Annotated in this window: 19 protein-coding genes; 10 read left to right on the top strand and 9 right to left on the bottom strand. The window is 68.6% G+C overall.

Translation table 11 applies throughout. The features are described 5' to 3' along the window. Positions 1-240: 240 nt before the first annotated feature. Entirely contained in the window at positions 241-1,695 is a 1,455-nt protein-coding gene (locus ACK8HH_RS00815; protein WP_006897966.1) for a glutamate synthase subunit beta, read from the bottom strand. After that, complete coding sequence (gene gltB / locus ACK8HH_RS00810) at positions 1,688-6,322, bottom strand: glutamate synthase large subunit (protein ID WP_006897965.1); 4,635 nt, start codon at positions 6,320-6,322, stop codon at positions 1,688-1,690. Before gltB ends, ACK8HH_RS00815 begins: the two co-directional genes overlap by 8 nt. Positions 6,323-6,533: 211 nt before the next feature. Here gltB and ACK8HH_RS00805 point away from each other — a divergent pair, with 211 nt between their 5' ends. The 4 genes from ACK8HH_RS00805 to ACK8HH_RS00790 all read left to right on the top strand — a co-directional run bounded on the left by ACK8HH_RS00805 (position 6,534) and on the right by ACK8HH_RS00790 (position 11,599). Further along, positions 6,534-7,526, top strand: a complete 993-nt coding sequence (locus ACK8HH_RS00805; RefSeq protein WP_039868056.1) for an alpha/beta hydrolase — start codon at positions 6,534-6,536, stop codon at positions 7,524-7,526. 129 nt (positions 7,527-7,655) lie between these two features. Continuing rightward, positions 7,656-9,110, top strand: a complete 1,455-nt coding sequence (locus ACK8HH_RS00800) for a catalase (RefSeq protein ID WP_006897962.1) — start codon at positions 7,656-7,658, stop codon at positions 9,108-9,110. An 82-nt stretch (positions 9,111-9,192) separates the two neighbouring features. After that, positions 9,193-10,965: a DUF2207 domain-containing protein gene (locus ACK8HH_RS00795; RefSeq protein ID WP_346077586.1), complete on the top strand. Its 1,773-nt coding sequence runs from the start codon at positions 9,193-9,195 to the stop codon at positions 10,963-10,965. Between the two features lie 70 nt (positions 10,966-11,035). Further along, positions 11,036-11,599 carry a LemA family protein gene (locus ACK8HH_RS00790; protein WP_346077585.1) on the top strand — a complete coding sequence of 188 codons (564 nt, stop codon included), beginning with the start codon at positions 11,036-11,038 and terminating at the stop codon, positions 11,597-11,599. A 37-nt stretch (positions 11,600-11,636) separates the two neighbouring features. On the opposite strand, the gene ACK8HH_RS00785 is transcribed toward ACK8HH_RS00790, so the two are convergent. Then, entirely contained in the window at positions 11,637-11,900 is a 264-nt protein-coding gene (locus ACK8HH_RS00785; protein WP_045538737.1) for a hypothetical protein, read from the bottom strand. Between the two features lie 34 nt (positions 11,901-11,934). Here ACK8HH_RS00785 and ACK8HH_RS00780 point away from each other — a divergent pair, with 34 nt between their 5' ends. After that, a complete protein-coding gene (locus tag ACK8HH_RS00780) occupies positions 11,935-12,327 on the top strand; it encodes a YccF domain-containing protein (protein WP_045538738.1) in 393 nt (130 codons plus the stop codon). Positions 12,328-12,406: 79 nt separating this feature from the next. Beyond that, positions 12,407-13,549: an SLC13 family permease gene (locus tag ACK8HH_RS00775; protein ID WP_346077590.1), complete on the top strand. Its 1,143-nt coding sequence runs from the start codon at positions 12,407-12,409 to the stop codon at positions 13,547-13,549. A 55-nt stretch (positions 13,550-13,604) separates the two neighbouring features. On the opposite strand, the gene ACK8HH_RS00770 is transcribed toward ACK8HH_RS00775, so the two are convergent. From ACK8HH_RS00770 to ACK8HH_RS00750, 5 genes are all read right to left on the bottom strand, one after another. After that, on the bottom strand, positions 13,605-15,299 hold the full coding sequence (locus tag ACK8HH_RS00770) for a SulP family inorganic anion transporter (RefSeq protein WP_006897956.1): 1,695 nt from the start codon (positions 15,297-15,299) through the stop codon (positions 13,605-13,607). Next, positions 15,289-15,954, bottom strand: coding sequence for an MBL fold metallo-hydrolase (locus ACK8HH_RS00765; protein WP_006897955.1), 666 nt, complete (start codon positions 15,952-15,954; stop codon positions 15,289-15,291). Before ACK8HH_RS00765 ends, ACK8HH_RS00770 begins: the two co-directional genes overlap by 11 nt. Beyond that, on the bottom strand, positions 15,951-17,039 hold the full coding sequence (locus ACK8HH_RS00760) for an S-(hydroxymethyl)mycothiol dehydrogenase (RefSeq protein WP_346077584.1): 1,089 nt from the start codon (positions 17,037-17,039) through the stop codon (positions 15,951-15,953). Before ACK8HH_RS00760 ends, ACK8HH_RS00765 begins: the two co-directional genes overlap by 4 nt. Positions 17,040-17,075: 36 nt before the next feature. Further along, complete coding sequence (locus tag ACK8HH_RS00755; protein ID WP_412475467.1) at positions 17,076-17,609, bottom strand: Rho termination factor N-terminal domain-containing protein; 534 nt, start codon at positions 17,607-17,609, stop codon at positions 17,076-17,078. A 131-nt stretch (positions 17,610-17,740) separates the two neighbouring features. After that, positions 17,741-18,889 (bottom strand): N-acetylglucosamine-6-phosphate deacetylase, encoded by a 1,149-nt coding sequence (locus ACK8HH_RS00750; protein ID WP_346077588.1) that lies wholly within the window; start codon positions 18,887-18,889, stop codon positions 17,741-17,743. A 202-nt stretch (positions 18,890-19,091) separates the two neighbouring features. Between ACK8HH_RS00750 and ACK8HH_RS00745 the strand changes: the two genes are divergently transcribed. Both ACK8HH_RS00745 and ACK8HH_RS00740 read left to right on the top strand, forming a co-directional pair. Then, positions 19,092-19,679, top strand: coding sequence for a DUF2812 domain-containing protein (locus tag ACK8HH_RS00745; protein WP_006897951.1), 588 nt, complete (start codon positions 19,092-19,094; stop codon positions 19,677-19,679). 59 nt (positions 19,680-19,738) lie between these two features. Beyond that, positions 19,739-20,218 carry a TY-Chap domain-containing protein gene (locus ACK8HH_RS00740; protein ID WP_346077583.1) on the top strand — a complete coding sequence of 160 codons (480 nt, stop codon included), beginning with the start codon at positions 19,739-19,741 and terminating at the stop codon, positions 20,216-20,218. 10 nt (positions 20,219-20,228) lie between these two features. Here ACK8HH_RS00740 and ACK8HH_RS00735 read toward each other — a convergent pair whose 3' ends face one another. Next, positions 20,229-23,984, bottom strand: coding sequence for an NACHT and WD repeat domain-containing protein (locus ACK8HH_RS00735; RefSeq protein WP_346077582.1), 3,756 nt, complete (start codon positions 23,982-23,984; stop codon positions 20,229-20,231). Positions 23,985-24,174: 190 nt separating this feature from the next. On the opposite strand from ACK8HH_RS00735, the gene ACK8HH_RS00730 reads away from it, so the two are divergent. Continuing rightward, a complete protein-coding gene (locus ACK8HH_RS00730; RefSeq protein WP_006897948.1) occupies positions 24,175-24,852 on the top strand; it encodes an MspA family porin in 678 nt (225 codons plus the stop codon). 229 nt (positions 24,853-25,081) lie between these two features. Next, a complete protein-coding gene (gdhA, locus tag ACK8HH_RS00725; protein ID WP_006897947.1) occupies positions 25,082-26,425 on the top strand; it encodes an NADP-specific glutamate dehydrogenase in 1,344 nt (447 codons plus the stop codon). Positions 26,426-26,476 lie beyond the last annotated feature (51 nt).

Genomic DNA, 26,476 nt, shown 5'->3' with positions numbered 1-26,476 from the left:
GCGCAGGTGTGACCTGCGACAAGTACTTGGCGCAGTGGTGGTGGGAACGGCGCAGGGCGGCCCGGCTTTCGGCCGGACCGCCCTGTGGGGGTGTTTTGGTGGGGGAATCTCGATGCGCTCCCCCGCTTCGCTCCTCCGCTTACTCGATGAGCCTAGAAGGACATTCGATGGGCCTGGAAGGAGATTCGACGAGCCTCGGAGAAGTTCGATGAGTCTGGACGTATGACCGGCCCCGCGTCGCTACCGCTGCGCGACCGTCGTCGGGAGGATCGGCGACGGGAGCTGGGTGGAACCCATCAGGTACGCGTCGGCGCCGGCGGCGGCGGACCGTCCCTCGGCGATCGCCCAGACGATCAGCGACTGTCCGCGTCCGGCATCGCCCGCGACGAACACGCCGGGGAGTCCGACCGCACCGAAATCGCCTCCGCGGGCCACATTGCCTCGAGCGTCGTAGGTGGCTCCGAGCTTGTCGAGCAGATCGCCGCGCTCCGGGCCGACGAAGCCCATCGCGAGCAGCACCAGGTCCGCCTTCAATTCGAAGTCCGTGCCCTCCACCTTCTCGAAGCGGCCGCCGGTCATCTTGACCTCGTGGGCCTTGAGCGCGGTGACCTTGCCGTTCTCTCCGACGAACTCCTCGGTGTTCACGCTGTACACGCGCTCGCCGCCCTCTTCGTGAGCGGACGAGACCCGGTACATCAGCGGGTACGTCGGCCACGGAGTCGATTCGGCACGCTCGATCGGCGGCTTGGGCATGATCTCGAACTGGTGCACCTGCGCGGCACCCTGGCGCAGCGAGGTGCCGAGGCAGTCCGCGCCGGTGTCTCCGCCGCCGATGATCACGACGTGCTTGCCCTCCGCCGTGATCTGGCCGTCCACCACGTCGCCGTGCTGGACGCGGTTGGCCTGCGGCAGGAACTCCATCGCCTGATGGATGCCGTCGAGCTCGCGTCCCGGAATCGGGAGGTCACGGCCGATGGTGGAACCGTTGGCCAGGACCACCGCATCGAAGTCGCCGCGGAGTTGCTCCACCGTGACGTCGACACCGACGTTGACTCCGGTACGGAAGACGGTGCCTTCGGCCTCCATCTGCTCGAGCCGGCGGTCGATGAACCGCTTCTCCATCTTGAACTCGGGAATCCCGTATCGGAGGAGACCGCCGATACGGTCCGCGCGCTCGAAGACGGTCACATCGTGGCCGGCACGCGTGAGCTGCTGTGCGGCCGCCAGTCCGGCGGGTCCCGAACCGACCACGGCCACCTTCTTGCCCGTGCGCTGCGTGGGGATCACCGGAGTCACCGTCCCGTCGCCCCAGGCCTTCTCGATCAACTCCACCTCGACCTGCTTGATGGTCACGGCGGGCTGATTGATGCCCAGCACGCACGACGCCTCGCAGGGCGCCGGACACAGCCGCCCGGTGAACTCGGGGAAGTTGTTGGTGGCGTGGAGTCTGTCCATGCCTGCGTCCCACTGGTCGCGGTACACCAGATCGTTCCACTCGGGGATCAGGTTACCGAGCGGGCATCCGTTGTGGCAGAACGGAATTCCGCAGTCCATACAGCGGCTCGCCTGCGTCTGCAGGGTGCCCTTGTCGAACTCGGTGTACACCTCTTTCCAGTCGAGCAGCCGCAGTTCGACGGGCCGGCGGACCGGCGTCTCCCGCTCGGGGTGCTTGAGAAAACCTCTCGGATCAGCCACGTGCCGCCTCCATGATCGCTTCGTTCACATCTCGTCCGGAGCGCTCGGCGGCGTCGATGGCGACGAGCACCTTCTTGTAATCGCGGGGCATCACCTTCACGAAGTGCCCGCGGGCGACGTCCCAGTCGTCGAGGATCGCCGCGGCGACCGGCGAACCGGTCTCGTCGCGATGCTCGGTGAGCAGGCCCGACAGCACGGTCAGATCGTCGGCGTCGAGCTCTTCGAGCTCCACCAGTTCGGTGTTCAGGTCGGCCTCGAACTCACCGTGCGGGTTGTAGACGTATGCGACGCCGCCGGACATGCCCGCCGCGAAGTTCCGTCCGGTACGTCCCAGAATCACGGCGGTACCGCCGGTCATGTACTCGCATCCGTGGTCGCCGACGCCTTCGACGACCGCCTGGACACCCGAGTTGCGGACACAGAACCGCTCGCCGACCACACCGCGCAGGAAGATCTTGCCCGCCGTGCCGCCGAATGCGATCACGTTGCCGCCGATGATGTTGTCCTCGGCCACGAATTCGGCGGGCGCGTTGCGCGGCGGCCGAACGACGATCTTGCCGCCCGAGAGCCCCTTGCCGACGAAGTCGTTCGCGTCGCCCTCGATGCGCATGGTGATACCGCGCGGGACGAAGGCGCCGAAGCTGTTGCCCGCCGAACCGGTGAAGTCGATGGAGATCGTCCCCTCCGGCAGTCCCTGGGCACCGTAGGCCTTGGTGACCTCGTGGCCCAGCATGGTTCCGACCGTCCGGTTCACGTTGCTGATCGGGGACGCCAGCGTGACGCGGGTGCCGGACTCGATCGCGGCCCGGGCCTTCTCGATCAGCTCGTTGTCGAGGGCCTTGTCCAAGCCGTGGTCCTGAGTGCCGGAGCAGTACAGGTCCTGGTTCATGAACGGCGACTCGGGCATCGTCAGAATCGGCGTCAGGTCGAGCTTGCCGGCCTTGTGGTTCTTCCAGTGTTCGAGCGCCTTGCGCGTATCGAGCGCCTCGAACCGTCCGACGGCCTCCTGCAGGGTGCGGAAGCCCAGGCGCGCGAGCAGTTCGCGCACCTCCTCGGCGACGTAGAGCATGAAGTTCTCGACGAACTCCGGCTTGCCGGAGAACCGCTCACGCAGCAGCGGGTTCTGCGTGGCGACGCCCACCGGGCAGGTGTCGAGGTGGCACACGCGCATCATGATGCAGCCCGAGACCACCAGCGGAGCGGTCGCGAAACCGAACTCCTCACCACCGAGCAGGGCGGCGATCATCACGTCGCGGCCCGTCTTCAGCTGACCGTCGACCTGCACCACGATGCGGTCGCGCAGACCGTTGAGCAGCAGTGTCTGCTGGGTCTCGGCCAAGCCGATCTCCCACGGGGCGCCGGCGTGCTTCAGCGAGGTCAGCGGGCTCGCACCGGTGCCGCCGTCGTGTCCGGAGATCAGGACGACGTCGGCGTGCGCCTTGGAGACGCCCGCGGCGACGGTGCCCACACCCAGTTCCGACACCAGCTTCACGTGGATCCGGGCCTGCGGATTCGCGTTCTTCAAGTCGTGGATCAGCTGAGCGAGATCCTCGATCGAGTAGATGTCGTGGTGCGGCGGCGGCGAGATGAGGCCGACGCCGGGCGTGCTGCCGCGCACCTCGGCGACCCACGGGTACACCTTGTGCGGAGGCAGCTGGCCGCCCTCGCCTGGCTTGGCGCCCTGCGCCATCTTGATCTGGATGTCGGTGCAGTTGCTCAGGTAGTGGCTGGTGACACCGAAGCGGCCGGAGGCGACCTGCTTGATCGCACTGCGGCGCCAGTCGCCGTTCTCGTCGTGGACGAAGCGGCGCGGGTCCTCGCCGCCCTCACCCGAGTTCGACCGGCCACCCAGACGGTTCATCGCGATCGCGAGCGTCTCGTGCGCCTCCGCCGAGATGGAGCCGTAGCTCATCGCGCCCGTCGAGAAACGCTTGACGATCTCGCTGGCCGGCTCCACCTTGTCGATCGGGATCGGGTCGCGGTCGCCGAAGTTGAAGTCGAACAGACCGCGCAGTGTGCCCAGCTTGGCGGCCTGGTCGTCGACCAGCTTGGTGTACTCCTTGAACACCGAGTACTGACCGGTGCGGGTGGAGTGCTGAAGCTTGAACACCGTGTCCGGGTTGAACAGGTGGTACTCGCCCTCGCGGCGCCACTGGTACTCGCCACCGACCTCGAGTTCGCGATGAGCGCGCTCGGCGGGACGCTTGGTGAACGCGAGAGCGTGACGCTGGGCCACCTCGTCGGCGATCTCGTCGAGCCCGATGCCGTCGAGCTGGCTGTTCAGACCCGTGAAGAACTCGTCGACGACCTCCTGCCCCAAGCCGATGACCTGGAACAGCTGAGCGCCGGTGTACGACGGCACCGTCGAGATGCCCATCTTGCTCATCACCTTCAGGACGCCCTTGCCCGCCGCCTTGATGTAGTTGGCGCGCGCGACGGCGAAGGTGGCCTCGTGGCTCATGTCCTCGGTCCCCGGGACGTCGAGGCTGCCCGACTCGAGCATGTCCTCGATGGTCTCGAAGGCCATGTAGGGGTTGATGCCGCTGGCGCCGAAGCCGACGAGCAGCGCCATGTGGTGCACCTCGCGGGCGTCGCCCGACTCGATGATGAGGCTGGCCCGGGTCCGGGTCCGCTCACGCACCATGTGGTGATGAACCGCCGCGGTCAGCAGCAGCGACGGGATCGGCGCGAGGGTCTCGTCCGACTCGCGGTCGGAGAGCACGATGATGCGGGCGCCGTCGGCGATGGCCGCCGACACCTTGCTGCGGACTCCGTCGAGTGCCCGACGCAGACCTTCGCCGCCCTCGGCGACCGGGTACAGACCGTGGATGTGCACGGAGGGGAAGCCGGTGGCCGGGTCGATCTCCACGAGCCGCGCCAGATCGTCGTTGTCGAGAATCGGCTGGCTCAGCACGATCTGCTTGGCCGAACCCGCGGCCGGGTTCAGCAGATCGCGCTCACCGCCGATGCGGCCGCCGAGGCTGGTGACCACCTCCTCGCGGATGGCGTCGAGCGGCGGGTTCGTGACCTGGGCGAACAGCTGCTGGAAGTAATCGAAGAGCATCCGCGGCCGGTTCGACAGGACGGCGACCGGGGTGTCGGTGCCCATCGAGCCCAGCGCCTCGCCGCCCGTCGCGGCCATCGGCGAGATGAGCAGCTTCAGATCCTCGGTGGTGTAGCCGAACATCTGCTGACGCAGCGTCACGCGATCGTGCGCCATGTGCTTGTGCGGCGGCGCGGGCAGGTCGGACAGTGCGACCTGGTTGGCGTCGAGCCACTCCTGGTACGGCTGCTCGCCGGCCAGCGAGTCCTTGATCTCCTCGTCGGCGACGATGCGGCCCTGCGCGGTGTCGACCAGGAACATCTTTCCGGGCTGGAGTCGCTGCTTGGCGACCACATCGGCGGGGTCGATGTCGAGGACGCCGACCTCCGACCCCAGAACCACGAGCCCGTCCTTGGTGACCCAGATGCGGGACGGACGCAGTCCGTTCCGGTCCAGGACGGCGCCGATGACAGTGCCGTCGGTGAAGCAGACCGACGCCGGTCCGTCCCATGCCTCCATCAGTGCCGAGTGGTACTCGTAGAACGCCCGATGCTCGGGCTTCATGTCCTCGCTGCGCTCCCAGGCCTCCGGGACCATCATCAGCACGGCGTGCGGCAGGGTGCGTCCGCCCAGGTGCAGCAGCTCGAGGACCTCGTCGAACCGTGCGGTGTCCGACGCGCCGGGAGTGCAGACCGGGAACACCTTGTCGAGGCTGTCGCCGAAGACGTCGGTCTTGATGAGCGACTCGCGGGCGCGCATCCAGTTCTCGTTACCGCTGACGGTGTTGATCTCGCCGTTGTGCGCGACTCGGCGGAACGGGTGGGCGAGAGGCCACGACGGGAAGGTGTTCGTCGAGAAGCGGCTGTGGACCATGCCGAGCGCGCTCTCCACACGCTCGTCCTGCAGGTCCAGGTAGAAGTCGCGCAGCTGAGGCGTGGTCAGCATGCCCTTGTAGACGAACGTCTGCCCCGACAGGCTCGGGAAGTAGACGGTGTCGCGGCCGGGGCCGTCCTGGCCGGCGCCCTTCTCGCCGAGCTCGTACTGGACGCGCTTGCGGACCACGTAGGCCTTGCGCTCGAGTTCCATGATCTCCGCGCTGGACGGTGTGCGCCCGCTCGCCTCGCTCCCGGCGAGCGCGAGGAAGACCTGCCGGAAGGTCGGCATCGCATCGCGCGCCAGTGCGCCGAGCGAGCTCTCGTCCACCGGCACGTCGCGCCATCCGAGGAGAGTGAGCCCCTCCGCGGCGATGATCTCCTCGACGCCCTCGACCGCCTCGGCGGCGTCGCCGGCCGACTGGGGCAGGAAGGCGATGCCGGTGGCGTACGAGCCCTCGGCGGGGAGGTCGAAGTCCACCACCTCGCGCAGGAAGCGGTCGGGGACCTGAATCATGATGCCCGCGCCGTCGCCCGTGTTGGGCTCGGCACCGGCCGCACCGCGATGCTCGAGGTTCACCAGGGCGGTGATGGCCTTCTCGACGATGTCGCGGCTGCGGCGACCGTGCATGTCGACGACGAACGCGACGCCGCACGCGTCATGCTCGTTGATCGGATCGTAGAGCCCGACGGGCCCCGGCAAGTGCTTCATGAATCTGCCTACTCCGCACGCGACGCTGCGTACTGATACGTACTGGAGAGAGTCCCGGGTCAGAGGTCAGTGCGAACCAGCGCACCGCCCGGGGATTCAGCTTCATTGCTGGCCCGCTCAGGTCGCAGGGGGTGACCCCTCGACGCAAAGCGCAGTACTTCAAGTATTCCACTCGGGCCCGGCTGAGGCAAAAAGTGGATACAGTCCCACTGTGTACACCACGTCACACGCGGGTGAAAGTCGCGCGTCACTGCGTGCCCGCGCCTTCTCGAGGTCGACGTTCGCCTCGCGGCCGCTGATGGCCGCGGCGGGGCGGAGTGTCCTGGCCAGTCCGCGGCTCCTGACGATGACCCGCCCGGGCGTCAACCGCGGCCTGTCGCTGCTGAGCCCGGTTCCGCGCGGCACCCGCATCACCCCGGTCCGCGAACTCACCGACTCCGGGCAGGTCCGCGGCGAGTGGGTTCACGGGCGCGGGCGAGCCGACGTCCCGGCACCGTCGACCGACGACACGATTCTCTATTACCTGCACGGAAGCGGATACGTGATCTGCTCGGCGCGCACCCATCGCGGGCTGGTCGCACGGCTCGCCGGGCGCGCGGGGATCGGCGCGTTCAGCCTCGACTACCGGTTGGGTCCGGAGCATCGTTGGCCCAGCGGCGGCGACGACACCGTCCGCGGATACCGCTGGCTGCTCGATCAGGGGTTCGACGCCGGGCAGATCATCGTGGCCGGCGACTCGGCCGGTGGCCACCTGGCGCTCGACCTCCTGGCCGCCAATCACTCCGACGGCGTGCCGCAACCGCGGGCGATGGCACTGTTCTCGCCGCTGTACGACCCCACTTTCCAGCTCGCACGAGATCTGGCCGACCGCGGCGTCCGAGACCCGATCATCGACGTCGGCGCGGCGGTGACCTTCCTCGGTCTCTACACCGCGGGCGCCGATCCCGACCATCCGCGGATGCGGATCAAGCTCTCCCCCGCGATGGACCTGCCGCCGACCCTCATCCAGGTGGGCGCGCGAGAGATCATGGCCGACGACGCCCGCACCGTCCACCGCAGGCTGCTCGACGCCGGTGGACTGTCGGAGCTGCAGGAGTGGCCTGGTCAGGGGCATGTCTTCCAGATGTTCCCGTACTTCTCCCCCGAGTCGGAGCGGGCTGTGGGCGCGGCCGCTGAGTTCATCTCGCGGCAGCGCCGCCGATAGCGGACGCCACGCGGCGACCGATGTCCGTTTGTCGGGCACGTCTGCCGGACGGGCGATAGTGTCGAAGGCGGGGCCTCGGCAGGCGCCGAGCCCCGTACAGCCCGCACTCAACCTTCCTGGGAGGGTGATATGTCCGAGGAGACCACCAACTACACGACTACCGACTCCGGCGCTCCGGCCGGCAGCGATGAGCACTCGCTCACCGTCGGCCCCGGAGGGCCGATCGTTCTGCACGACCACTATCTGCTCGAGCAGATGGCCCAGTTCAATCGTGAACGCATCCCCGAGCGCCAGCCCCACGCCAAGGGAAGCGGCGCGTTCGGCACTTTCGAGACCACCGCCGACGTCTCGCCCTACACCTGCGCTTCGCTGTTCCAGCCGGGAGTGAAGACCGAGATGGTCGCGCGCTTCTCCACCGTCGCGGGCGAGCGGGGCAGCCCCGACACCTGGCGCGACCCCCGCGGATTCGCCCTGAAGTTCTACACCGACGAGGGTGTGTACGACATGGTCGGCAACAACACGCCGGTGTTCTTCATCAAGGACCCGATGAAGTTCCAGCACTTCATCCGGTCGCAGAAGCGGCGTGCCGACAACAATCTCCGCGACCACGACATGCAGTGGGATTTCTGGACGCTGTCGCCCGAGTCCTCACACCAGGTCACCTGGCTGATGGGCGATCGCGGCATCCCGCGCACCTGGCGGCACATGAACGGCTACAGCTCCCACACGTACCTGTGGGTCAACGCCGAGGGCGTCAAGCACTGGGTGAAGTACCACTTCATCACCGATCAGGGCATCGAGTTCCTGACCCAGGAGGAGGCCGACCGGCTCGCCGGGCAGGACAGCGACTACCACATGCGGGATCTGTACGAGTCGATCGATCGCGGCGATCATCCCACGTGGACGTTGAAGGTGCAGCTGATGCCGTTCGACGACGCCGCGGGCTACCGCTTCAATCCGTTCGATCTGACGAAGGTGTGGCCGCACGGCGACTATCCGCTGCACGAGGTCGGGAAGATGACCCTGCACACCAATCCGACGGACAATCACGCGCAGATCGAGCAGGCGGCCTTCGAGCCGAGCAACGTGGTCCCGGGAATCGGTTTCAGCCCCGACCGGATGCTCCTGGGCCGGGTCTTCTCGTACTCGGACGCACACCGCGCACGGCTGGGAGCCAACTACAAGCAGATCCCTGTCAACCGTCCGCGCAACGAGGTGCGCAGTTACTCGAAGGACGGGGCGATGCGGATCGATCCGGTCACCGACCCCGTGTACGCGCCCAACTCGAAGGGCGGTCCGGCCGCGGTGTACCCCGGACAGGCCGAACCGCAGTGGGCGGCCGACGGTGAGATCGTGCGCAGCGCCTACGTCGATCACCCGGAGGATGACGATGTGACGCAGCCCGGAACACTCGTCCGCGACGTGATGGACGACGCCGCGCGAAGCCGGTTGGTCGACAACGTGGTCGGTCACCTGCTCGACGGTGTCTCCGAGCCGGTCCTGTCCAGGGCTTTCGAGTACTGGCGGAACATCGACGCCGACACCGGTGCGGCGATCGAGGCGGGAGTGCGCGCGGCACAGTGATGCCGTCGCGGTAATCCTGGGCGTCGCCGGCCGAGTCATTCATCGAACAGAGAACTCGGCCGGCGGCGCATAGGATCGCCGCATGAAACGATTCCTGCTGTCGCTGGTGGCGCTCATCGCCACCGTGATCGGCGTCTTCTGGCCGCTGGTCGCGAACTCGGCGTCGTCGGGCGACGAGACCGTCGACACGGCCGTGATCACCGATTACCGCGCCGACTACGCCCTCGCGCGCGACGGCGAACTGGCCGTGGACGAGACGCTGACGGTCGATCTGCCGGAGGGCAAGCACGGGATCTTCCAATTCTGGGATGTCTCCGACGCGGACCCGGAGAACAAGGGCGTGCGTTACGAACCCCGCGACATCCGGATCACGATGGACGGGCAGGCGGTTCCGTTCGAGCTGGGTTCCGAGGAGGGCGGCAAGTTCGAGACGGCACGGATCGGCGACGCCGACACCCTCGTCTCGCCCGGCGAGCACGTGTACCGGGTGTCGTACCGGATCGCAGACACCATCGCGGACGGCGACCCGGGCCGCTTCATCTGGCGCGTGGTGGGCAACGGCTGGCGGATGCGGATGGAGCGCTCCACCAGCACCGTCCACTTCCCCGAGGCGCCGACGTCGTTCGCGTGCAGCACCAACAACGGAACCGCGTGCCAGGTGTCGGAACCGGACCCGGCCACGCGAGTGGTCACCACCGGCCCGCTGGAACCGAACGTCGGCGTCGCGGTGAAGGCCGACCTGCCCTTCCCCGGTCCCGGCCGCGCACAGTTGCCGTGGTCGGTGTCGATGGACCCGATTCTGGGCACCTCGAAGGCCATGCCGATCGTCATCGTTCTGCTCTCGCTTCTGACGTTCGCCGGGGGCTTCTACTGGATGTGGCGCAGCCGGGAGCACGCGCCGCTGCTGCCGGTCATGTACGAGCCGCCGGCCGACCCGCAGAATCAGAGCCGCGAGCTCGGACCGGTCCAGACCTACTACGTCGCATACGAGGACATGCCCAAGAAGGCGCTGGTCTCCACCCTCTTCCACCTCGCCGAGCAGGGACACGTCCGGCTCGACCGGACGTCGAACAAGGACTGGACCGTCATCTCGCAGCTCACGCCGGAGCGGTTCGCCTCACTCGATCCCGCCGCCAACGCGGTGGTCGCGGCACTGGGCCTGTCGCACGAGGGCTCGACCTTCACCGCCGACGGATCCAAGAACGCCGGACTGCGGCTGTCCACGGCGACCAAGGAGATGGACGCCGCGACCGCCAACTGGGGCACCGGGAGCGGAGCGCTGCGGGTCAGCCGCTCGGAGCTCGCTGGGCGCGTGGTCGTGGCGGCGGCGGTGGTCGTCGCAGCCGTGTTGATGATCTTCCAACTCCTCCCGGGCACGATCATGGCGCTGCCGTTCGCAGCGTTCGCGGTCGGCGGCGCCGGACTCTACGTGGCGGGGGTCGGCACCCGGCGTACGCGGCTGGGCCGTGAGGTGTGGTCGCGGGCCGGCGGTTTCGAGCGGCTCCTGTCGACGACGTCGAACCGGGAACGACTCGACTTCTCCGCCCGCAAGGACCTCTTCACCAGCTACATTCCGTACGCGATGGCCTTCGACTGCGCCGACGCGTGGGCCGCCAAGTATCGCTATGCGACCGGGCAGGAACCGCCCGACCCGATCTGGTTCCCCGGCTTCTACATCGGCAGCTCGCATGCCCTGTTCGGCGGCGCCGGCTCCGGCATGGACAGCTTCGAATCGAGCCTCTCGTCGTCCCTGTCTGCGTACAGCTCGTCGCAGTCGTCCTCAGGCGGCGGCGGAGGATTCGGCGGCGGCTTCGGCGGCGGAGGAGGCGGTGGCGGAGGAGGCGGTTCGTGGTGAGCCCGTCGCGGCCGACCGTCCCTCCATGCCATTCTCTGTGCACGTCCCTTAATAGAAAGAGGCACCAATCGTGATCTGGGCACTGATCGTCATCGTTGTCCTGCTCGTCCTGCTGGCCGTCTTCGCGATGGTCGGCTTCAACAAACTCCGCAAGGCGGACATCACCGCTCAGGAAGCGCTCGGCGGTATCGACGTCCAACTCACTCGGCGCGCCGATCTGATCCCCAACCTGGTGAACACGGTGAAGGGGTACGCGGCCCACGAGTCGGGCGTGCTGGAGGCGGTGACCGAGGCCCGCGCTCACATGCAGCAGGCGGCGCAGGGGGCGTCAGTGGCCGACAAGGCCGCCGCTGAGGCGCAGATGAGCGGAGCCCTCGGCCGGCTGTTCGCTGTCGCTGAGAACTACCCGCAGCTGCAGGCAGCGCCCAATTTCATGGCGCTGCAGACCGAACTCGGAGAAACCGAGAACAAGCTCTCGTTCGCGCGCCAGTACTACAACGACGCCGTCTCGCGCCTGAACCAGGCGGTGCAGACCATCCCGTGGATGCTGTTCTCCGGCATGGCCGGGGTTCGCGTCCGCGAGTTCTACCAGGCCCCGGCGGGACAGGAGCAGCCGCCGCAGGTTCAGTTCTGAGCAGCAGCGCACTCGCGAGCCGCCGGGAGGGAAGGCCTCAGGGCTCCCACCGGCGGCTCGTGCTCGGATAGCGGACCCGCAGGTAGCTGTACAGATACCAACTGATCGCCATGGCGATGGCCGCGCCGGCGGCCCACCACAGCCAGCCGTTGAGCAGGCTCGAACGCACCGCGGCGACCAGCCAGGCGATCGTGAAGAAGACGGTCGCGATGGTCGCCAGGACTCGGACGGTGAGCACGATGAGCGCGGCCGCCGACCAGATCGCTCGGCGACCGGCTCCGGGTTCGGGGTCAATACCCATTCCGAAAGCGTAGGCGACGCAGGACAATGGGGCCATGAGGACGATACTGAACGTGTTGTGGCTGGTCCTGTGCGGACTGTGGATGGCGATCGGTTATGTACTGGCCGGCATCGTCTGCTGCATCCTCATCATCACGATCCCCTTCGGTATCGCGTCGTTCCGCATGGCGAACTACGCGCTGTGGCCCTTCGGACGCACCGTGGTCCGCAAGCCGACCGCGGGCGCCGCGTCGACGGTCGGCAACGTCATCTGGATCATCGTCGCGGGTATCTGGCTGGCGCTGGGCCACCTCACCACCGGCCTCGCCCTGTGCATCACCGTCATCGGCATCCCGCTGGGTGTCGCGAGCTTCAAGATGATCCCCATCTCCCTGGTACCGCTCGGCGCCGAGATCGTCTCGACCAACGATCCGCGCGCGGCGTACTGAATCGACCGGTGACGGGGCGGTGCCGGCGGTGTCCGGTCCCGCGGGTCGCTGTTCGGCCGGGCATCATTGATCCGTGGCGATGGCGTGGATCGGCGGCGCACTGGTGCTCGCCGGTGCGACGGCCCTGGTGACGGGAGTTCTGCCCGCCGCGGACGCCGCCGCGACATTCGACCGAGCGTGGCCGGTGCTGCTGTTCGTCGTAGCGATCACGGTGGTCGCGCAACTGGCCGCGGAAGCCGGGGTGTTCGAAGTGGTCGCGGCGCGGCTCGGCGTTCTGGCCCGCGGCCGGGTCTTCGGCCTGTGGCTGCTGACGGTCCTCTTGGCCGTGGTCTGCACGGCCTTCCTGTCGCTCGACACCACCGCGGTCCTGCTGACACCGGTCGTACTCGCATTGGCGCGCGTCGCGGGCGTCGCGCCCGCACCGTTCGCGCTGACCACGGTGTGGCTCGCGAACACCGCTTCGTTGTTGCTTCCCGTCTCCAACCTGACGAATCTGCTGGCACTGGACCGTATGAACGTTCGCGGCGCCGCGGGCTTCGTCTCCCTGCTCGGGCTGCCGGCCGTGTGCGCAACGGCTGCAACGGTCGGGGTCCTGTGGCTGCTGCATCGACGCGAGCTCCGCGGCCGATTCCGTGCGTCGCCGGTCCCGTACGTCGGCGATCAGACACTGTTTCGGATCTGTTCGTCGATACTCCTGCTTCTCATCCCGCTGCTGGTGGTGATGCCCGCACCGTGGGTGCCTGCCTGCCTCGCCGCGCTCGCCCTCACGGCGACGTTCGCCCTCCGCCGACCCGAGGCGCTGCAGTTCGGCCTGATTCCGTGGTCGCTTCTGTTGTTCGCCGGCGGCCTGTTCCTGGTGGTGGGCGCGGTCGAGGCCTCGGGCCTGCTCGACCCCATCGGTCGGCTCTCCGAACACGGCACGGCGAGTGTCTGGGCGTTCGCGGGGGCGGGCGCAGTCGGCGCGAACCTGGTGAACAATCTGCCGGGCTTCCTGCTCCTCGAACCCGCGACCACCTCGCCGATCACCTTGGCGGCACTGCTGATCGGAGTCAACGCGGGACCCCTGGTGACGCCGTGGGCCTCGCTGGCGACGCTGCTCTGGCATCAGCGGCTGGTCGACGACGGAGTCGAGTTCGGCTGGCGCAGATACGTCTTCGTCGGTGCTGTCGCCGCTCCGGCCATCGTCGCGGCGGCCACGCTGACGCTGTCGGCGACATCCTGACAGGGCGGCCGGCGGTCCAGCGCCTGCGCGGCGTGACGACTCGGCGCGGACCGGCTCAGTGCGGTGACTGCTCGAACGCGCGAACCGCCGAGCCGACGCTCGGATACACGCTGTCGGGTGCCAGATCGGCGAGCAACTGCGCGGTCTCGAGTGCGCCCCGCAATTCCGGGGTCACACCGGCGAGGATGAACCTCGCATGCACCGAATGCACGTAGTCGATGAGATCGCGCAGTGCCTTCGCCGCCGAATAGTCGACGTCCGAGATCGCCGAACAGTCCAGCACCAGCCATCGCACCGGGTCGGGCGCAGCTTTGATCAGCGCGGTCACGTCGTCGGTGAACCGTCCGACGTTGGCATAGAAGAGGTCCGCGTCGTAACGGAAGACGATGAGCCCGGGCAGGGTCTGATGCCCGGGTCGGGCGCTCTCGTACTCGCGCTGCCCGTTCCGGCCGACCCCGACGACGAACCGCTCCGGGCGGTACTGACGGTGAATGATCTGCAGCACCGACATCACCATCGCGGCGACGATGCCGGTCAACACGCCGAAGACCACCACCATCACGGTCGTCAGCACCGCGATGGCGAACTCCACGCGCCGGATCCGCCAGATGTGCGCGAACCCCGCCCAGTCGATCAGATCGAGTCCGACCATGAACACGATCGCTGCCAGCACCGCCTCCGGGAGATCACCGAGCGGGCCGGACGCGGCGACCACCACCACGAGCGTCACAACGGCGGTCGTGATGTTCGCGACCTGAGTGCGGCCGCGCTGCCGGTCGAGGATCGCGGTCTTGGTGGGACTGCCGTTCACCACGAACGAGCCGGTGAGGGACGCGGAGACGTTCGCCGCCGACAGCCCGAGGATGTCGCGGTTGACGTCGATCCGATCTCCGTGGCGCTGAGCGAAGCTGCGTGCCGTCGCCGCACTCTGCGCCAAGATCACCAAGACGCACCCGAAAGAGACCGTGAGAACGGTGGGAAGGCGCCCGAGCACCTCGCTCATCGGTGGAAAGTCGATCGACGGCGGACCGGCGTCGACGGGCCCGACCGTCGGCACCCAGCGATCGAGGCCGAATACCGCCACGGCGACGATCGACCCGATCACGATCAGAATCGGCGTCGGCAGGCTGGGCCGCAGCCGTCGGACGCCGAGCAGGCCGGCCAGCGTCACCGCGGCGAACAGCATCGACTGCCAGTGCACTCGGTCGACGTCCCCGATCACGTGCGCCCACTTCTCGAGAGTGTGGCCGGCGTCGCGCTTCGGTTCGCCGAGCATACCGGGGATCTGCTCGGTCACCACGAGCACGCCGACGCCGGCCAGGAAGCCGACGAGCACGGAGGTCGACAGGAAATCGCCCAGGAAGCCCAGGCGCAGAACTCGGGCGACCAGCAGCATCACGCCGGTCACCAGTGCGATGAGGCCGGCCCAGGCGAGCCACTGCTCCGTGTCGGGCCGCAACCCGACCACTCCGAGACCCGCGATGCCCGAGGCGAGCAGCGCCGCGGTGGCCGAATCCGCTCCGACCACCAGCAGCCGAGACGCACCGATCAGCGCGAAGACCACCGCCGGCACGATCAGCGAGTACAAGCCGGCGCCGATCGGGACATGGGCGATGGAACTGTAGCCCATCGCCTCCGGGATCGCGACGGCTGCGAGCGACGCCCCGGCGAGGACGTCGGCCCGCAGCCAGGAGCGCTGATAGCCGCTCAGCGCGGGCGGGCGAAGACGCGTCAGCCGGTCAATGGCCACGACGAATCCACTCGTCGAGGTCACCTGCCTCGGCACCGACGGTGGTCTCGTCGCCGTGCCCGGTGCACACGCGCGTCTGCGGGTCGAGCACCAGGATTCGGTCGCGGATGGATGCGATGATGTCGTCGAAACTGGAGAACGAACGCCCGGTGGCGCCCGGTCCGCCCTGGAACAGGGTGTCGCCGCTGAAGAGCACGTTCGCCGACGGCGCCCACACCACGCACGAGCCGGGGGAATGGCCCGGCGTGTTGATCACCTCGAGTTCGTGGCCGCCGACCACGATCCGCTGTCCGTCCGAGAGTTCGTCGTGGGCCACTCCCGGGTGAGTCCGGTCCCACAGCATCTCGTCGGCCGGATGCAGCAGGATCGGTGCGCCGGTCGCCTCGGCGAGTTCCGGGGCGACTCCGATGTGGTCGTTGTGCGCGTGGGTCAGGACGATCGCCACCACGTCGCGGTCGCCGACGGCTTTCAGGATCGGCGCCGCGTCGTGCGCGGCATCGATGATGACGGCCTGGTCGTCGTCGCCGACCACCCAGACGTTGTTGTCGACGTCCCAGGTGCCGCCGTCGAGCGAGAACGTTCCGGAAGTGACGACTCGGTCGATCCGCAGACCGGCGGGGACCGATCCTTCGGGTCCGGTGGACTCGGTGCTCACAGCTCCACCACCGAACGCAGGACGCGGCCCTCCTCCATGGCCTTGAAGGCGTCGTCCACACCGTCGATGCCGATGCGCTCGGTGACGAACTTGTCGAGCGGAAGACGGCCCTGCAGGAACAGGTCGATGAGCATCGGGAAGTCGCGTTCGGGCAGGCAGTCGCCGTACCAGGACGATTTGAGCGCCCCGCCGTGACTGAAGAAATCGACCAGCGGCATCTCGAGGCGCATCTGCGGCATCGGCACACCGACCAGCACCACGACACCGGCGAGATCGCGGGCGTAGAACGCCGTCCGGTAGGTCTCGGGGCGGCCGACGGCGTCGATCACCACGTCGGCGCCGAATCCCCCGGTCAGTTCCTTGACGGCCTCGGCGACGTCGTCGATCGCCGACGCGTCGATGGTGTGGGTGGCGCCCAGTTCTCTGGCCCAGTCGAGCTTGCTCGGGTCGCGGTCGACGGCGATGATCGTCGTGGCACCGGCCAGGCGCGACCCGGCGATCGCCGCGTCGCCGACTCCACCGCAGCCGATCACCGCTACCGAATCGCCGCGACCGACCTCCCCGGTGTTCATCGCGGCGCCGAGCCCGGCCATCACCCCGCAGCCCAGGAGGCAGGCGACGGCTGGATCCGCGGCTTCGTCGACCTTGGTGCACTGTCCCTCGTGGACGAGCGTCTTCTCGGCGAAGGCGCCGATGCCCAGCGCCGGAGTCAGTTCGGTGCCGTCGGCGAGGGTCATCGGCTTACTGGCGTTGAAGGTGTCGAAGCAGTACCAGGGCCGACCGCGCTTGCAGGCGCGGCACTCGCCGCACACGGCACGCCAGTTCAGAATCACGTAGTCGCCGGCCGCGACGTGGGTCACCGCGTCGCCGACCGTCTCGACGATGCCCGCCGCCTCGTGTCCGAGCAGGAACGGGTACTCGTCGTTGATGCCGCCGGTGGCGTAGGCGAGGTCGGTATGGCAGACGCCGCACGTCTTGATCTTGACCACCACGTCATTGGGTCCGGGATCCGGGATCGTGATGTCGACCAGTTCGGTAGGCGCGTTCTTGCTGCGGGAGACGACTCCCTTGACGACGATGGGCACGTGTTCTCCTAGTCGGACGGCCGCACTTCGACGCGTTCAGCCGAGAGCGGCGATGAGTTCTGCCTTCTTCATCGTCGAGTATCCCTTGATTCCGGCCGCCTTGGCCTCGGCACGCAGATCCGCCACCGTCTTCGACGCGGTTCCCGACTTCGGCGCGGGCTTGGCGGAAGCAGCCGGCTTGGTGGCACCGGACTTGGCGGCGGTCTTCGCGGCGCTCGGCTTGGCAGCACCGGACTTGGCGGTGGCGGACTTGGCGGTGGCGGGCTTGGCGGTGGCGCCGGTGGTCTTGGCGCCGGGTTCGGCGGTCTTGGGGGTGGCGGGCTTCGCAGTCGCGGGCTTCGCAGTCGCCGGCTTCGCGGCGGACTTGGGCTCAGCAGCCTTCGGCTCGGCGGGCTTGGGCTGCGCCGGCTTCACGGCGGTCGGTGCCTTGGATGCGGGCGCGGGCGTCTCAGGCTTCTTCGGCAGCATCGGAGAACGGGCGAGCATCGTGTCGCGGAGCGCGACCACTTCGGCGGAGAGGCGCTTGACCTCTTTCTCCAGTCGCTTGATCAAGCTCTTCTTGCCACTCATCACTGGTGTACCTCCATATGTCTGTGGCTCCAGCCGGAGTGCCCGACCGGGTCAATTGTGACCCTACTGTGAGCAAACCCCGCGATGCGACTCGCGGGTAGCATGCGTCGCCGCAGATCCGAACAGCGGGGTCAGCGTGCGGAATGAACGTGAACCACACGCAGGTCGGCGTCGAGCACCACCAGATCCGCGCGGCGGCCCGATGCCAGGGCGCCGATGTCAGCGCGCCCCAGAACGCGGGCGGGGTTGGCCGAGGTCATGGCCACCGCCCCGAGCAGGATCTCGTCGGAGACGCGGTCTCGCACGCCCGGGGCGTCGGAGCGCAGGCCCGCGACCGTCCGCGCGAACAATCCGGCCATGGTGGCGGTGCTTCCCGCGATCGCGCCGGTCCGCGCGACCCGCGCGGCGCCGTCGGCGACGGAGACGTCCAGAGCACCCAGTCGATACGCGCCGTCCGGCATGCCGGCGGCCGCCATCGCATCGGTGACGAGCGCGACGCGGTCGAAGCCGACGGCACGCTGCACGTCGCGCACCAGGGCCGGATGCAGATGCACCCCATCGGCCACCAGCTCGACCACCACGCGGGGATCCTCCATGAGGGCCAGCGGCGGTCCGGGTTCGCGGTGGCCGAGCGGCGCCATCGCGTTGAACAGATGCGTTGCGACCCGAGCTCCCCGCGCAATCGCCTCTCGGACCTGGTCGTAGGTGGCGTCGGTGTGCCCCACGGCCACCGTGACACCCGCACTCACGAAGCGGTCGATCGCCTCCATCGCGCCGGGAAGCTCGGGAGCCAGCGTCACCATCACGACGGCGCCGTCGGCCAGTTCGAGGAGTTCGTCGATCTCGCCCGGCGACGGCGGGCGCAGCACGTCCGGGTCGTGCGCCCCGCACCGCGCACCGCTGATCCAGGGTCCCTCGAGATGGATGCCCGCGCTGATCCCCTCGCCTACCAGAACGCTCAGACGCGCGACGATGTCGCGGAGCTCGGCGCGACCGGCGCTCACCGTGCTCGTCACCGTCGTCGTGGTTCCGTGCTCCCGGTGGAATCGGGCGGCGGCCCGCACGTCGTCGCCGATCCCGTCCGTGTACGACGATCCCCCGCCGCCGTGGACGTGCATGTCGACGAAACCCGGCACGATCACTCCGTCGGCGAAGGTCGCACTCGCCGCGGCCGGCGGCGGCCCCGCGCCGACACCGGTGATGAAGCCGTGCGCGATCTCCACCCAGCCCGGCCGGTGGACCACGCCGTCGGCGACGACCGTGCCCGCGGCGATGATCATCGTCTCGTTCAAGGGAGTCCCTTCCGCGAATCGACTCGACACCAGTGGCTCGGAGTGTATCGCCGGCGACGCCGCGGATCGGCGCCAAACTGCAGGAAGAGACGCCTGGTGAGTTCAGTCTCAAATTCCTTGACCGGGTCGTCCGACCGGCGGAACAGTGGAGTGCAAGCTCTACTCAGGCAGCTCTCCCCAGGAGGTTCTCATGAGCTCCTCATCGTGGTTCGTCGCGCTCCGGCACCCGTCGCCCGCCGATCTCGAACTGTGGCTCGAAGCCCAGGCGGCGGACGGCCGCGTGCTGACCGACTACTCGCTGCTCAGTCCGCTGCGAATGCGGTTCACCGAGTCCGCTCCGGCCCGGGTCCGGTACGCGGTGGAGCGGCGCGCCGTCCCCGCACCCGTCGACTACTTCCGGTTCCGCGAAGCGCAGGGCTGGGAGCACGTGGGTCAGGCCGCCGACTTCCACATCTGGAAGCGCCCGTACACCGGCGAGCGCCCGGCCGGGTTCATCGGCGAGGATCTCGGCCGCCGGGCCTCCGCCCTCGCGATCGGGCTCGGAGTGATCGGAGTCCTGGCCCTCGCCGTGGCCCTGGCTCTCGGCGCCGTCGCAGGTCTGGCGGCCTTCGAGTGGACGAACTCGGTGGAATTCTGGGCTCCGGCCGTCGCAGCAGCCGTGGTGGGAGTGCTCGCCGTGACCGCCGGCGTCGTGCTCGCGGTCTCGGGCCGCAAGGCGTCCGCCCGCACCGCGCCGGGCGAGACCGCCACGCGCGAACGCGCCGAGATCGGCGGCTGAGCGCGCCCGATCTGTCGGTGTCCGCTGTTACCGTAGGGCCATCCGCTCAGGAGGTCACGATGGACAGTTCATCCGGCGTCTTCTCCGAGGCCGCGTTCGACGCGGCGATCGATCGAGTCTGGGTCAGATTCCGGTGTGAGTTGGCCGACCAACTCGACCAGATGAGTCACGACCACCCCGTCACCGTATTCGCACTCTGGACCGAGTTGTTCGGCCCGCAGCCCACCGTCGTATTCACCCACACGCTGAACTCCCGCCTGCGGTTGACCGTCGCGCATCGCGATCTGTATCCGTACGGGCCAGAGGACCGGCAGCGGGTGGCCATGCTGACCGACCGGGGCTGGCGCTCGCTGCGCGACCAGACGTGCATCGTCGAGTTCGCCCGGCGCGGAGTCGACGCCGCGGCGATGGCCGCACAGTACGCCCTACGGGAGGTGTGGGGCGTGCCCGATCCGAGCTATCTGGTGGCGGATCAGGACGACGTGCTGCGGACGTTCATCACGTCGGACGCCGCCGCGCGCGAACCCAAGATGCGCTGAACCCGATAGGTCACGGGCAGCCGTCGTCCGCCGACAGTCTGCCGAGATAGCGGTCGCGTTCCGCACCCGAGAGCGGGTCGGTGGCACTGCACACCCAGCGGCGCGCGGATTCGCGGTCGGTGGTCTGCAAGTAGACGACGCCGGTGCCGTCGCCGGCGACCGGATACCCGGGACCCGAGCCGGCATCGGTCGGCACCACCCAGTTCGACACCGTCCGCGACCCGCCGAGCACAGGAGAGACCGCCGCCCCCTGAGTGAGCGAGCCGTCGGCGCCCAGGGCGAAGTCCACCACCTCCCGCGTCCCCGTGCTGATCATCAGCCGGCCTCCCGATCGGCCGATGGACTCGGCGTGCAGGTCGCTGACCCTGCTGACCACCGTCGGCGGGCCGTCGTCGATCCGCCACACCGCCAGATCACCGGCCGCCAGAACCACGTACCTGCCGTCGCGGGCGAACGTCGCGTCGGCCACCTCCTCGCCCATCGGCAGCACCAGCGGTCGGGAATCGGCCCGGTCGAGCCGGTAGACGTAGCCGTTGCCGTCGTCGGCGGTGACGGCTAACCGAGAACCGTCGACCGCATAGCTCACACTGCGGATGAGATCCCCCGGCCCGCCGAGCGGATCGCCGACCGGTCGCGGCGCCGCCGGATCGGTCAGATCCCAACGTTGCACGCGCCGGTCGTCGATCCCGGCGGCGAGTTCACGCGTGCCGGGAGCGAAGGCGAGCGCATTGGTGTATCGGGTCCCGACTCGGAGTTCGCCCACCCGGCGCGGGCGATCGGGATCGCCGAGATCCCACAGTTCCACCAGGCCGCCGTTGTTGTTGGCCGTCGCGGCGAGCATCCCGTCGGTGGTCACCGCGACGCTGGGCCGGTTGTTGGCCCGGCGATCGATGTCGACACCGCCGCGCTGGTGCCACTGCCCGTCGTCCCGGGTCCAGACGTTCAGCCGGGCGTCGGAACCGACCGTCACCAGCCGGCGGCCCGACGCGTCCATGTCCACGCCGCTGATCAGTGCGCCGCGGTCCGGGAGCAGGCCCGGCGGCAGGGTCCAGAGGTCCACCTCGCCATCCGACCGCCCGACGGCGAGTTCCTGACCGTCGGGGCTGAACACGGTGCTGACCATGCGCACCGCTCCGGGTGCGGCCGATCGCTGCAGCTCCCAGAGCGGCAACGGATCGGAGATCGACGTGGTGTTCCAGACATGCACGATCCCGTCGGTCCCGGCGCGGGCCAGCAGCGGGCGCACCGGGTTGGCGGCGATGGACCACGAGCCGCCGGTGACGCCGGCCAGCGACGTGGTGTCCGGCCGGGGCGCCGCCGGGTCGGTGACGTTCCACAACTGCACGTTGGCGCTGTCGCCGGTGACGGCAAGCACCGAGTCACCGCGGGTGAAGGCCAGCGCGTGGGTGATGCTGGGGAATCCGCGCAACGGTTCGCCCGCGGGCCGCGGGGTGTCGGTGTCGGCGGCCGTCCAGAGCCGTACCGTCTGGTCTTCCCCGCCGGTCGCCAGCACCGTGCCCGCGGAGTTGAACGCGAGCGAGCGGACCGCGCGGGTGTGGCCGCGCAGGACCGCGGTCTGCGTCGGCGGACGGTCGCCGTCGACGCGGTACACGGTGACCGTTCCGTCGTCGGACGAGGCCGCCAGGTGAGCGCCGCTGGGACTGAAGCGCGTGAGATACGCCGCGCCGCTGCCGGGCCTCAGTGTCGCGATCTCCCGAGGAGACCCGGGATCGGCGACGTTCCACAGCCGGACCGTGCCGTCGCCGCTCGCCGCGGCGAGCAGCCGGCCGGAGCGATCGAAATCCACCGAGGTGACGAACGACCCGAAGCCGCCCAACCGGGCCACCTCGCGGAAGGGCTTCACCGCACCATCGGTGCGCTGCCACACGCGAACCGTGCGGTCGTTGCTCGCCGACGCGAGCAGCCGTCCGTCGCGGGAGAACATGACGTCGTAGACCGCGCCGGTGTGCCCGTCGAGCGAGCGTGCGAGCGGTGAGGTGTATGCCGCGAGCAAGCCGCTGCTGACCTCGGTGTCGTCGGCGTAGTGCTGATCCGCCACCGCCAGCATCCGCGCGGCCAGCGACGGATCCGAACTCACCAGTCCTTCGATGCTGGACATGACGGCCGCGTGTTCGGCGCTGTTGCGCTGCCGTGCGAGATCGCTCGCCTGCCGGGTGGCGATGATCGCGGTGATCGCGGACGCCAGCCCGAGGACCACCACCAACGTGATCGAGGCGAACCGGAGGCGCTTGCGGACGGTCCGTTGCCTGCCTGCGGCGTCGAGGAACTCCGCGGCACCGGCCGGCAGCAGGACCTGACGGTGAGCGCCCAGTTCGGCGCGGTTGGCCTGCGAGGTCGCCAGCCGGGCTCCGCTGTAGAGGTGGTCCGCTGCGCGGCCGCTCTCGTTCCACGCGTCGGTGTCCGCCGCCAACTGCTGCATCCACTGGATCAGATCCGCGTCTTCGGCGATCCAGTCGGCCATCCGCGGCCATGCGGACATGACCGCCTCGTGGATGAAGGTGACCGATTCCGAACTCACCGTCAGCAATCGGGCGTCGGAGAAGGCGTCGATGATCCGCGTGGCCGATTCGGGGAAGCGCTCCCGCAGATCGCTCGGGGCGACGGCGTTGCGCATCGGCGTCCGGCGAGGACCGAACTGGACCAGCGCCAGCAGCAGTGCCCTGGCCTCCTCGTGGTCGGCCGGGTCGAGTGCGGCCCAGGTGCGTTCCGCGGTCTCGGCGAGCGCCGAGGTGATCCCGCCCGCGGCGCGGTACGACCCGACCGTCAGCCGGTTCCCGGTCCGTTTCGCCCACATCACCTGGAGAGCGTGGGCGAGCAGCGGGAGCCGTCCCGCGCGATCGCCCTCGGTGGAGGCCTGGTGCAGATCGTCGATCATCAGATCCGCCAGACCCTCGTCGATCCGGCCGCCGGCCATCCGCACCGGCTCGATGATGACCTGACGGAGCTGGTCGTCGGACATCTCGGACAGGATCATCGAACGGTCCTGCCACGCTCGGGCGAGCATCGGGTACTCGACGCAGGCGCGGAAGAAGTCGGCGCGGATACCCAGGACCACCACGCTCCCGGCGTCCGAGAGTTCCTGCACCCGATCGAGCACGGCGCGTCGCCGCGTCTCGTCGTCGAGCGCGAAGACCTCTTCGAACTGGTCGATCACCACCAGCGCCGCACCGGCGGCCACCTCGTCTCCGACGAGTCCGGACGGCCCCACGCGCAGCGCGATCGCGGTGTTCCACGGTTCACCGGCGCGGGCGAGCCCGGCACCGAGCAGTGACGACTTGCCCGCCCCCGACACTCCGGTCACCACGACGACCCGATTGCCCGCCGAGTCCCGTGCCTCGGAAAGCAGCCCCGAGAGGGCGGCGATCGTGTCGTCGCGTCCGAAGTACCTGTCGCGGTCGCGGGCACCCATCGAGGCGAGTCCGGGAAAGGGCGTGTCCAGCCTGGCGCCCGACGCGGGGTCGTGGTGGCGTTCCCAGAGCCGTCTCCATTCGGGCATGGACACGAGGTCGTCGGCACCGGCGTCGAGCGCCCGCCGGTTGAGCCACATGATCAGCGGCAGGACGGTGTCGAAGTCCCGCGGGACGTGTCTGCCGTTGCGCCAGTCGCTGATCCGCTGCGGCGTGGCCTCGGCGCGACCGAATCTGGCCATTCCCTCCGATGCCGCACGCAGCGTCGGCTTACCGGCTTGGCGGAAGAGTCTCGCGAGCGCCGGACCGAACTCGCTCTCCGGCGGCGTCGAGGTCACGACTGTGAGGTTATCCGAGCACCGGATTCCGGGGAATTTCTCCGGTCCGGATAACTCATCCACACCTGTGACCAGTGACGATGCGGACATCGGCGAGAGATTCGTTGAATCGGCACATCGCGGATTCCTACTGTGATATGGACTCGCCGCCGGGCGGGTCTCTCTCTTCTACCGTCGGGGTAATCAACACATGACCAAGCGTCTGATCACAGCGTTCACGCTGCTCGTCGCGTTCTTCGCGACCGCCGCACTGATTCCGGCCACCGCAACGGCGGCCACCCACCACACCCGTGAGGGTGTCACCGTGGAGCTGACCACCGGCCAGCTCTCGGCCAAGCGGATTCCGCCGCTGGACGGTTCTCCCACCTCGGCCGAGGCCCTGCTCTCGTCCGACGTGCACGCCGCGCTGACCGGCATCAAGGACAAGAAGGTCAGCGCCACGCTGGAGGTCGGCTACCAGATCGGGTATCCGGTCTCGATCGCACCCGGTGGCGTCAAGATCACCGCGCACACCCCGGATCTCAAGCTCACCGGCGGCGTCGACGCGAAGGTGAACCCGAACGTCACCGTCTCCGGTACCGGTGGCGGCGGCTCGGTCGGCGACGTGGGTGTCAGCCTGGGCGCGGAGTCGACGATCATCCCGGCCACCGACCTCGAGTTCGAGGTGGCCGCGGGCAAGATCACCACTGTCTCGCTCGCGAAGATCGCGCTCACCAAGCCGACGGCCGACATCGTGCTGTCCGGCGTCGAGCTTCACGCGACCAACGCGCTCGGCCCGATCTCGGTGCGTCCGTTCACGAAGATCTCCGTCACCACCGAAACCGGCGTCTACGTCTACTACGCGTACGGCAAGACCAGCCGGATCTGACCCGCTCTCCCGCGACGGGGCCGGTGCATCGCGCGCCGGCCCCGTCGTCGTGGCGGCTGCGCCGTAATAAGCATGTAATGCAGTGGTCAACCACACGAAACGAGCATCCGGTTTCATGCCGCACCCGCTGCGCCGATAGAGTGACCAACGGAAATTGGCCCGAGAGGACCGGAATTTGCGGTGTGCGCCGAGCCCGCCTCGTCCAGCGCACCAGTTGGGAGTACTACACATGACCGCATGGGACAGCGATCTCCAGGGTTGCTACGACATGGTTATCAACCGCAACCCCGGTGAGCCCGAGTTCCACCAGGCCGTTCAGGAAGTCTTCGAGTCGCTGAGCCCCGTCATGGTCAAGCACCCCGAGTACCAGGACGTCCTGGCCCGGATGTGCGAGCCCGAGCGTCAGATCATCTTCCGCGTGCCGTGGATCGACGACGCCGGCCAGGTCCAGATCAACCGCGGCTTCCGCGTCGAGTTCAACTCGGCCCTCGGCCCGTACAAGGGCGGCCTGCGGTTCCACCCGTCGGTGAACCTGTCGATCGTCAAGTTCCTCGGCTTCGAACAGATCTTCAAGAACGCTCTGACCGGCCTGCCGATCGGAGGCGGCAAGGGCGGCTCGGACTTCGACCCCAAGGGCCGCTCCGACCTCGAGGTCATGCGCTTCTGCCAGTCGTTCATGACCGAGCTGTATCGCCACATCGGCGAGTACACCGACGTTCCCGCCGGCGACATCGGCGTCGGCGGCCGCGAGATCGGCTTCCTGTTCGGCCAGTACAAGCGCATCACCAACCGCTACGAGTCCGGCGTCCTGACGGGCAAGGGACTGTCGTGGGGCGGTTCGCAGGTCCGCCCGGAGGCCACCGGTTACGGCGCTGTCTTCTTCGTCGACGAGATGCTGAAGGCCAAGGGCGACAGCTTCGAGGGCAAGAAGGTCCTCGTCTCCGGTTCCGGAAACGTCGCCACTTACGCGATCGAGAAGATCCACCAGCTCGGCGGCACGGTCATCGCCTGCTCGGACTCCTCCGGCTACGTCGTCGATGAGAACGGCATCGACCTGGAGATCCTCAAGGAGGTCAAGCAGGTCCGCCGGGCCCGCCTGAGCGAGTACGTCGAACTGCGCGGCGGCGGTGCCCGCCTGGTCACCGAGGGCAACCTCTGGCAGGTGCCCGCCGACATCGCGCTGCCGTGTGCGACGCAGAACGAGCTGGATGAGAAGGACGCCGAGGCACTGGTCCGCAACGGATGCAAGGTGGTCGCCGAGGGCGCCAACATGCCCACCACACCGGAGGCCACCAAGGTCCTGCTCGCTGCGGGCGTCGGCTTCGCGCCGGGCAAGGCCGCCAACGCCGGCGGTGTGGCGACCTCCGCGCTGGAGATGCAGCAGAACGCCTCGCGCGACTCCTGGACGTTCGAGTACGCCGAGGAGCGTCTGAGCTCCATCATGCGCACCCTGCACCACACCTGCCTGCAGACCGCCGACGAGTACAACGACCCGGGCAATTACATCCTGGGCGCCAACGTCGCCGGTTTCGTTCAGGTCGCCGACGCGATGAACGCGCTCGGCGTCATCTGACCGACGCAGTCATATGAGAAAGGCCCGCCGTCGGCGGGCCTTTCTCATTGT

The sequence above is a fragment of the Gordonia sp. LUNF6 genome (assembly GCF_047041125.1).
GTDB lineage: Bacteria > Actinomycetota > Actinomycetes > Mycobacteriales > Mycobacteriaceae > Gordonia > Gordonia sihwensis.
The sequence above is the reverse complement of the archived record's forward strand: the minus strand, read 5'-3'. Positions and strand labels throughout refer to the sequence as shown.

Bases quoted from the DNA above. Each gene is read 5' to 3' on its own strand.
- gltB (WP_006897965.1), bottom strand. From the start codon at position 6,322: ATGAAGCACTTGCCGGGGCCCGTCGGGCTCTACGATCCGATCAACGAG.
- ACK8HH_RS00800 (WP_006897962.1), top strand. From the start codon at position 7,656: ATGTCCGAGGAGACCACCAACTACACGACTACCGACTCCGGCGCTCCG.
- ACK8HH_RS00795 (WP_346077586.1), top strand. From the start codon at position 9,193: ATGAAACGATTCCTGCTGTCGCTGGTGGCGCTCATCGCCACCGTGATC.
- ACK8HH_RS00785 (WP_045538737.1), bottom strand. From the start codon at position 11,900: ATGGGTATTGACCCCGAACCCGGAGCCGGTCGCCGAGCGATCTGGTCG.
- ACK8HH_RS00780 (WP_045538738.1), top strand. From the start codon at position 11,935: ATGAGGACGATACTGAACGTGTTGTGGCTGGTCCTGTGCGGACTGTGG.
- ACK8HH_RS00775 (WP_346077590.1), top strand. From the start codon at position 12,407: ATGGCGTGGATCGGCGGCGCACTGGTGCTCGCCGGTGCGACGGCCCTG.
- ACK8HH_RS00755 (WP_412475467.1), bottom strand. From the start codon at position 17,609: ATGAGTGGCAAGAAGAGCTTGATCAAGCGACTGGAGAAAGAGGTCAAG.
- ACK8HH_RS00750 (WP_346077588.1), bottom strand. From the start codon at position 18,889: ATGATCATCGCCGCGGGCACGGTCGTCGCCGACGGCGTGGTCCACCGG.
- ACK8HH_RS00745 (WP_006897951.1), top strand. From the start codon at position 19,092: ATGAGCTCCTCATCGTGGTTCGTCGCGCTCCGGCACCCGTCGCCCGCC.
- ACK8HH_RS00740 (WP_346077583.1), top strand. From the start codon at position 19,739: ATGGACAGTTCATCCGGCGTCTTCTCCGAGGCCGCGTTCGACGCGGCG.
- ACK8HH_RS00730 (WP_006897948.1), top strand. From the start codon at position 24,175: ATGACCAAGCGTCTGATCACAGCGTTCACGCTGCTCGTCGCGTTCTTC.
- gdhA (WP_006897947.1), top strand. From the start codon at position 25,082: ATGACCGCATGGGACAGCGATCTCCAGGGTTGCTACGACATGGTTATC.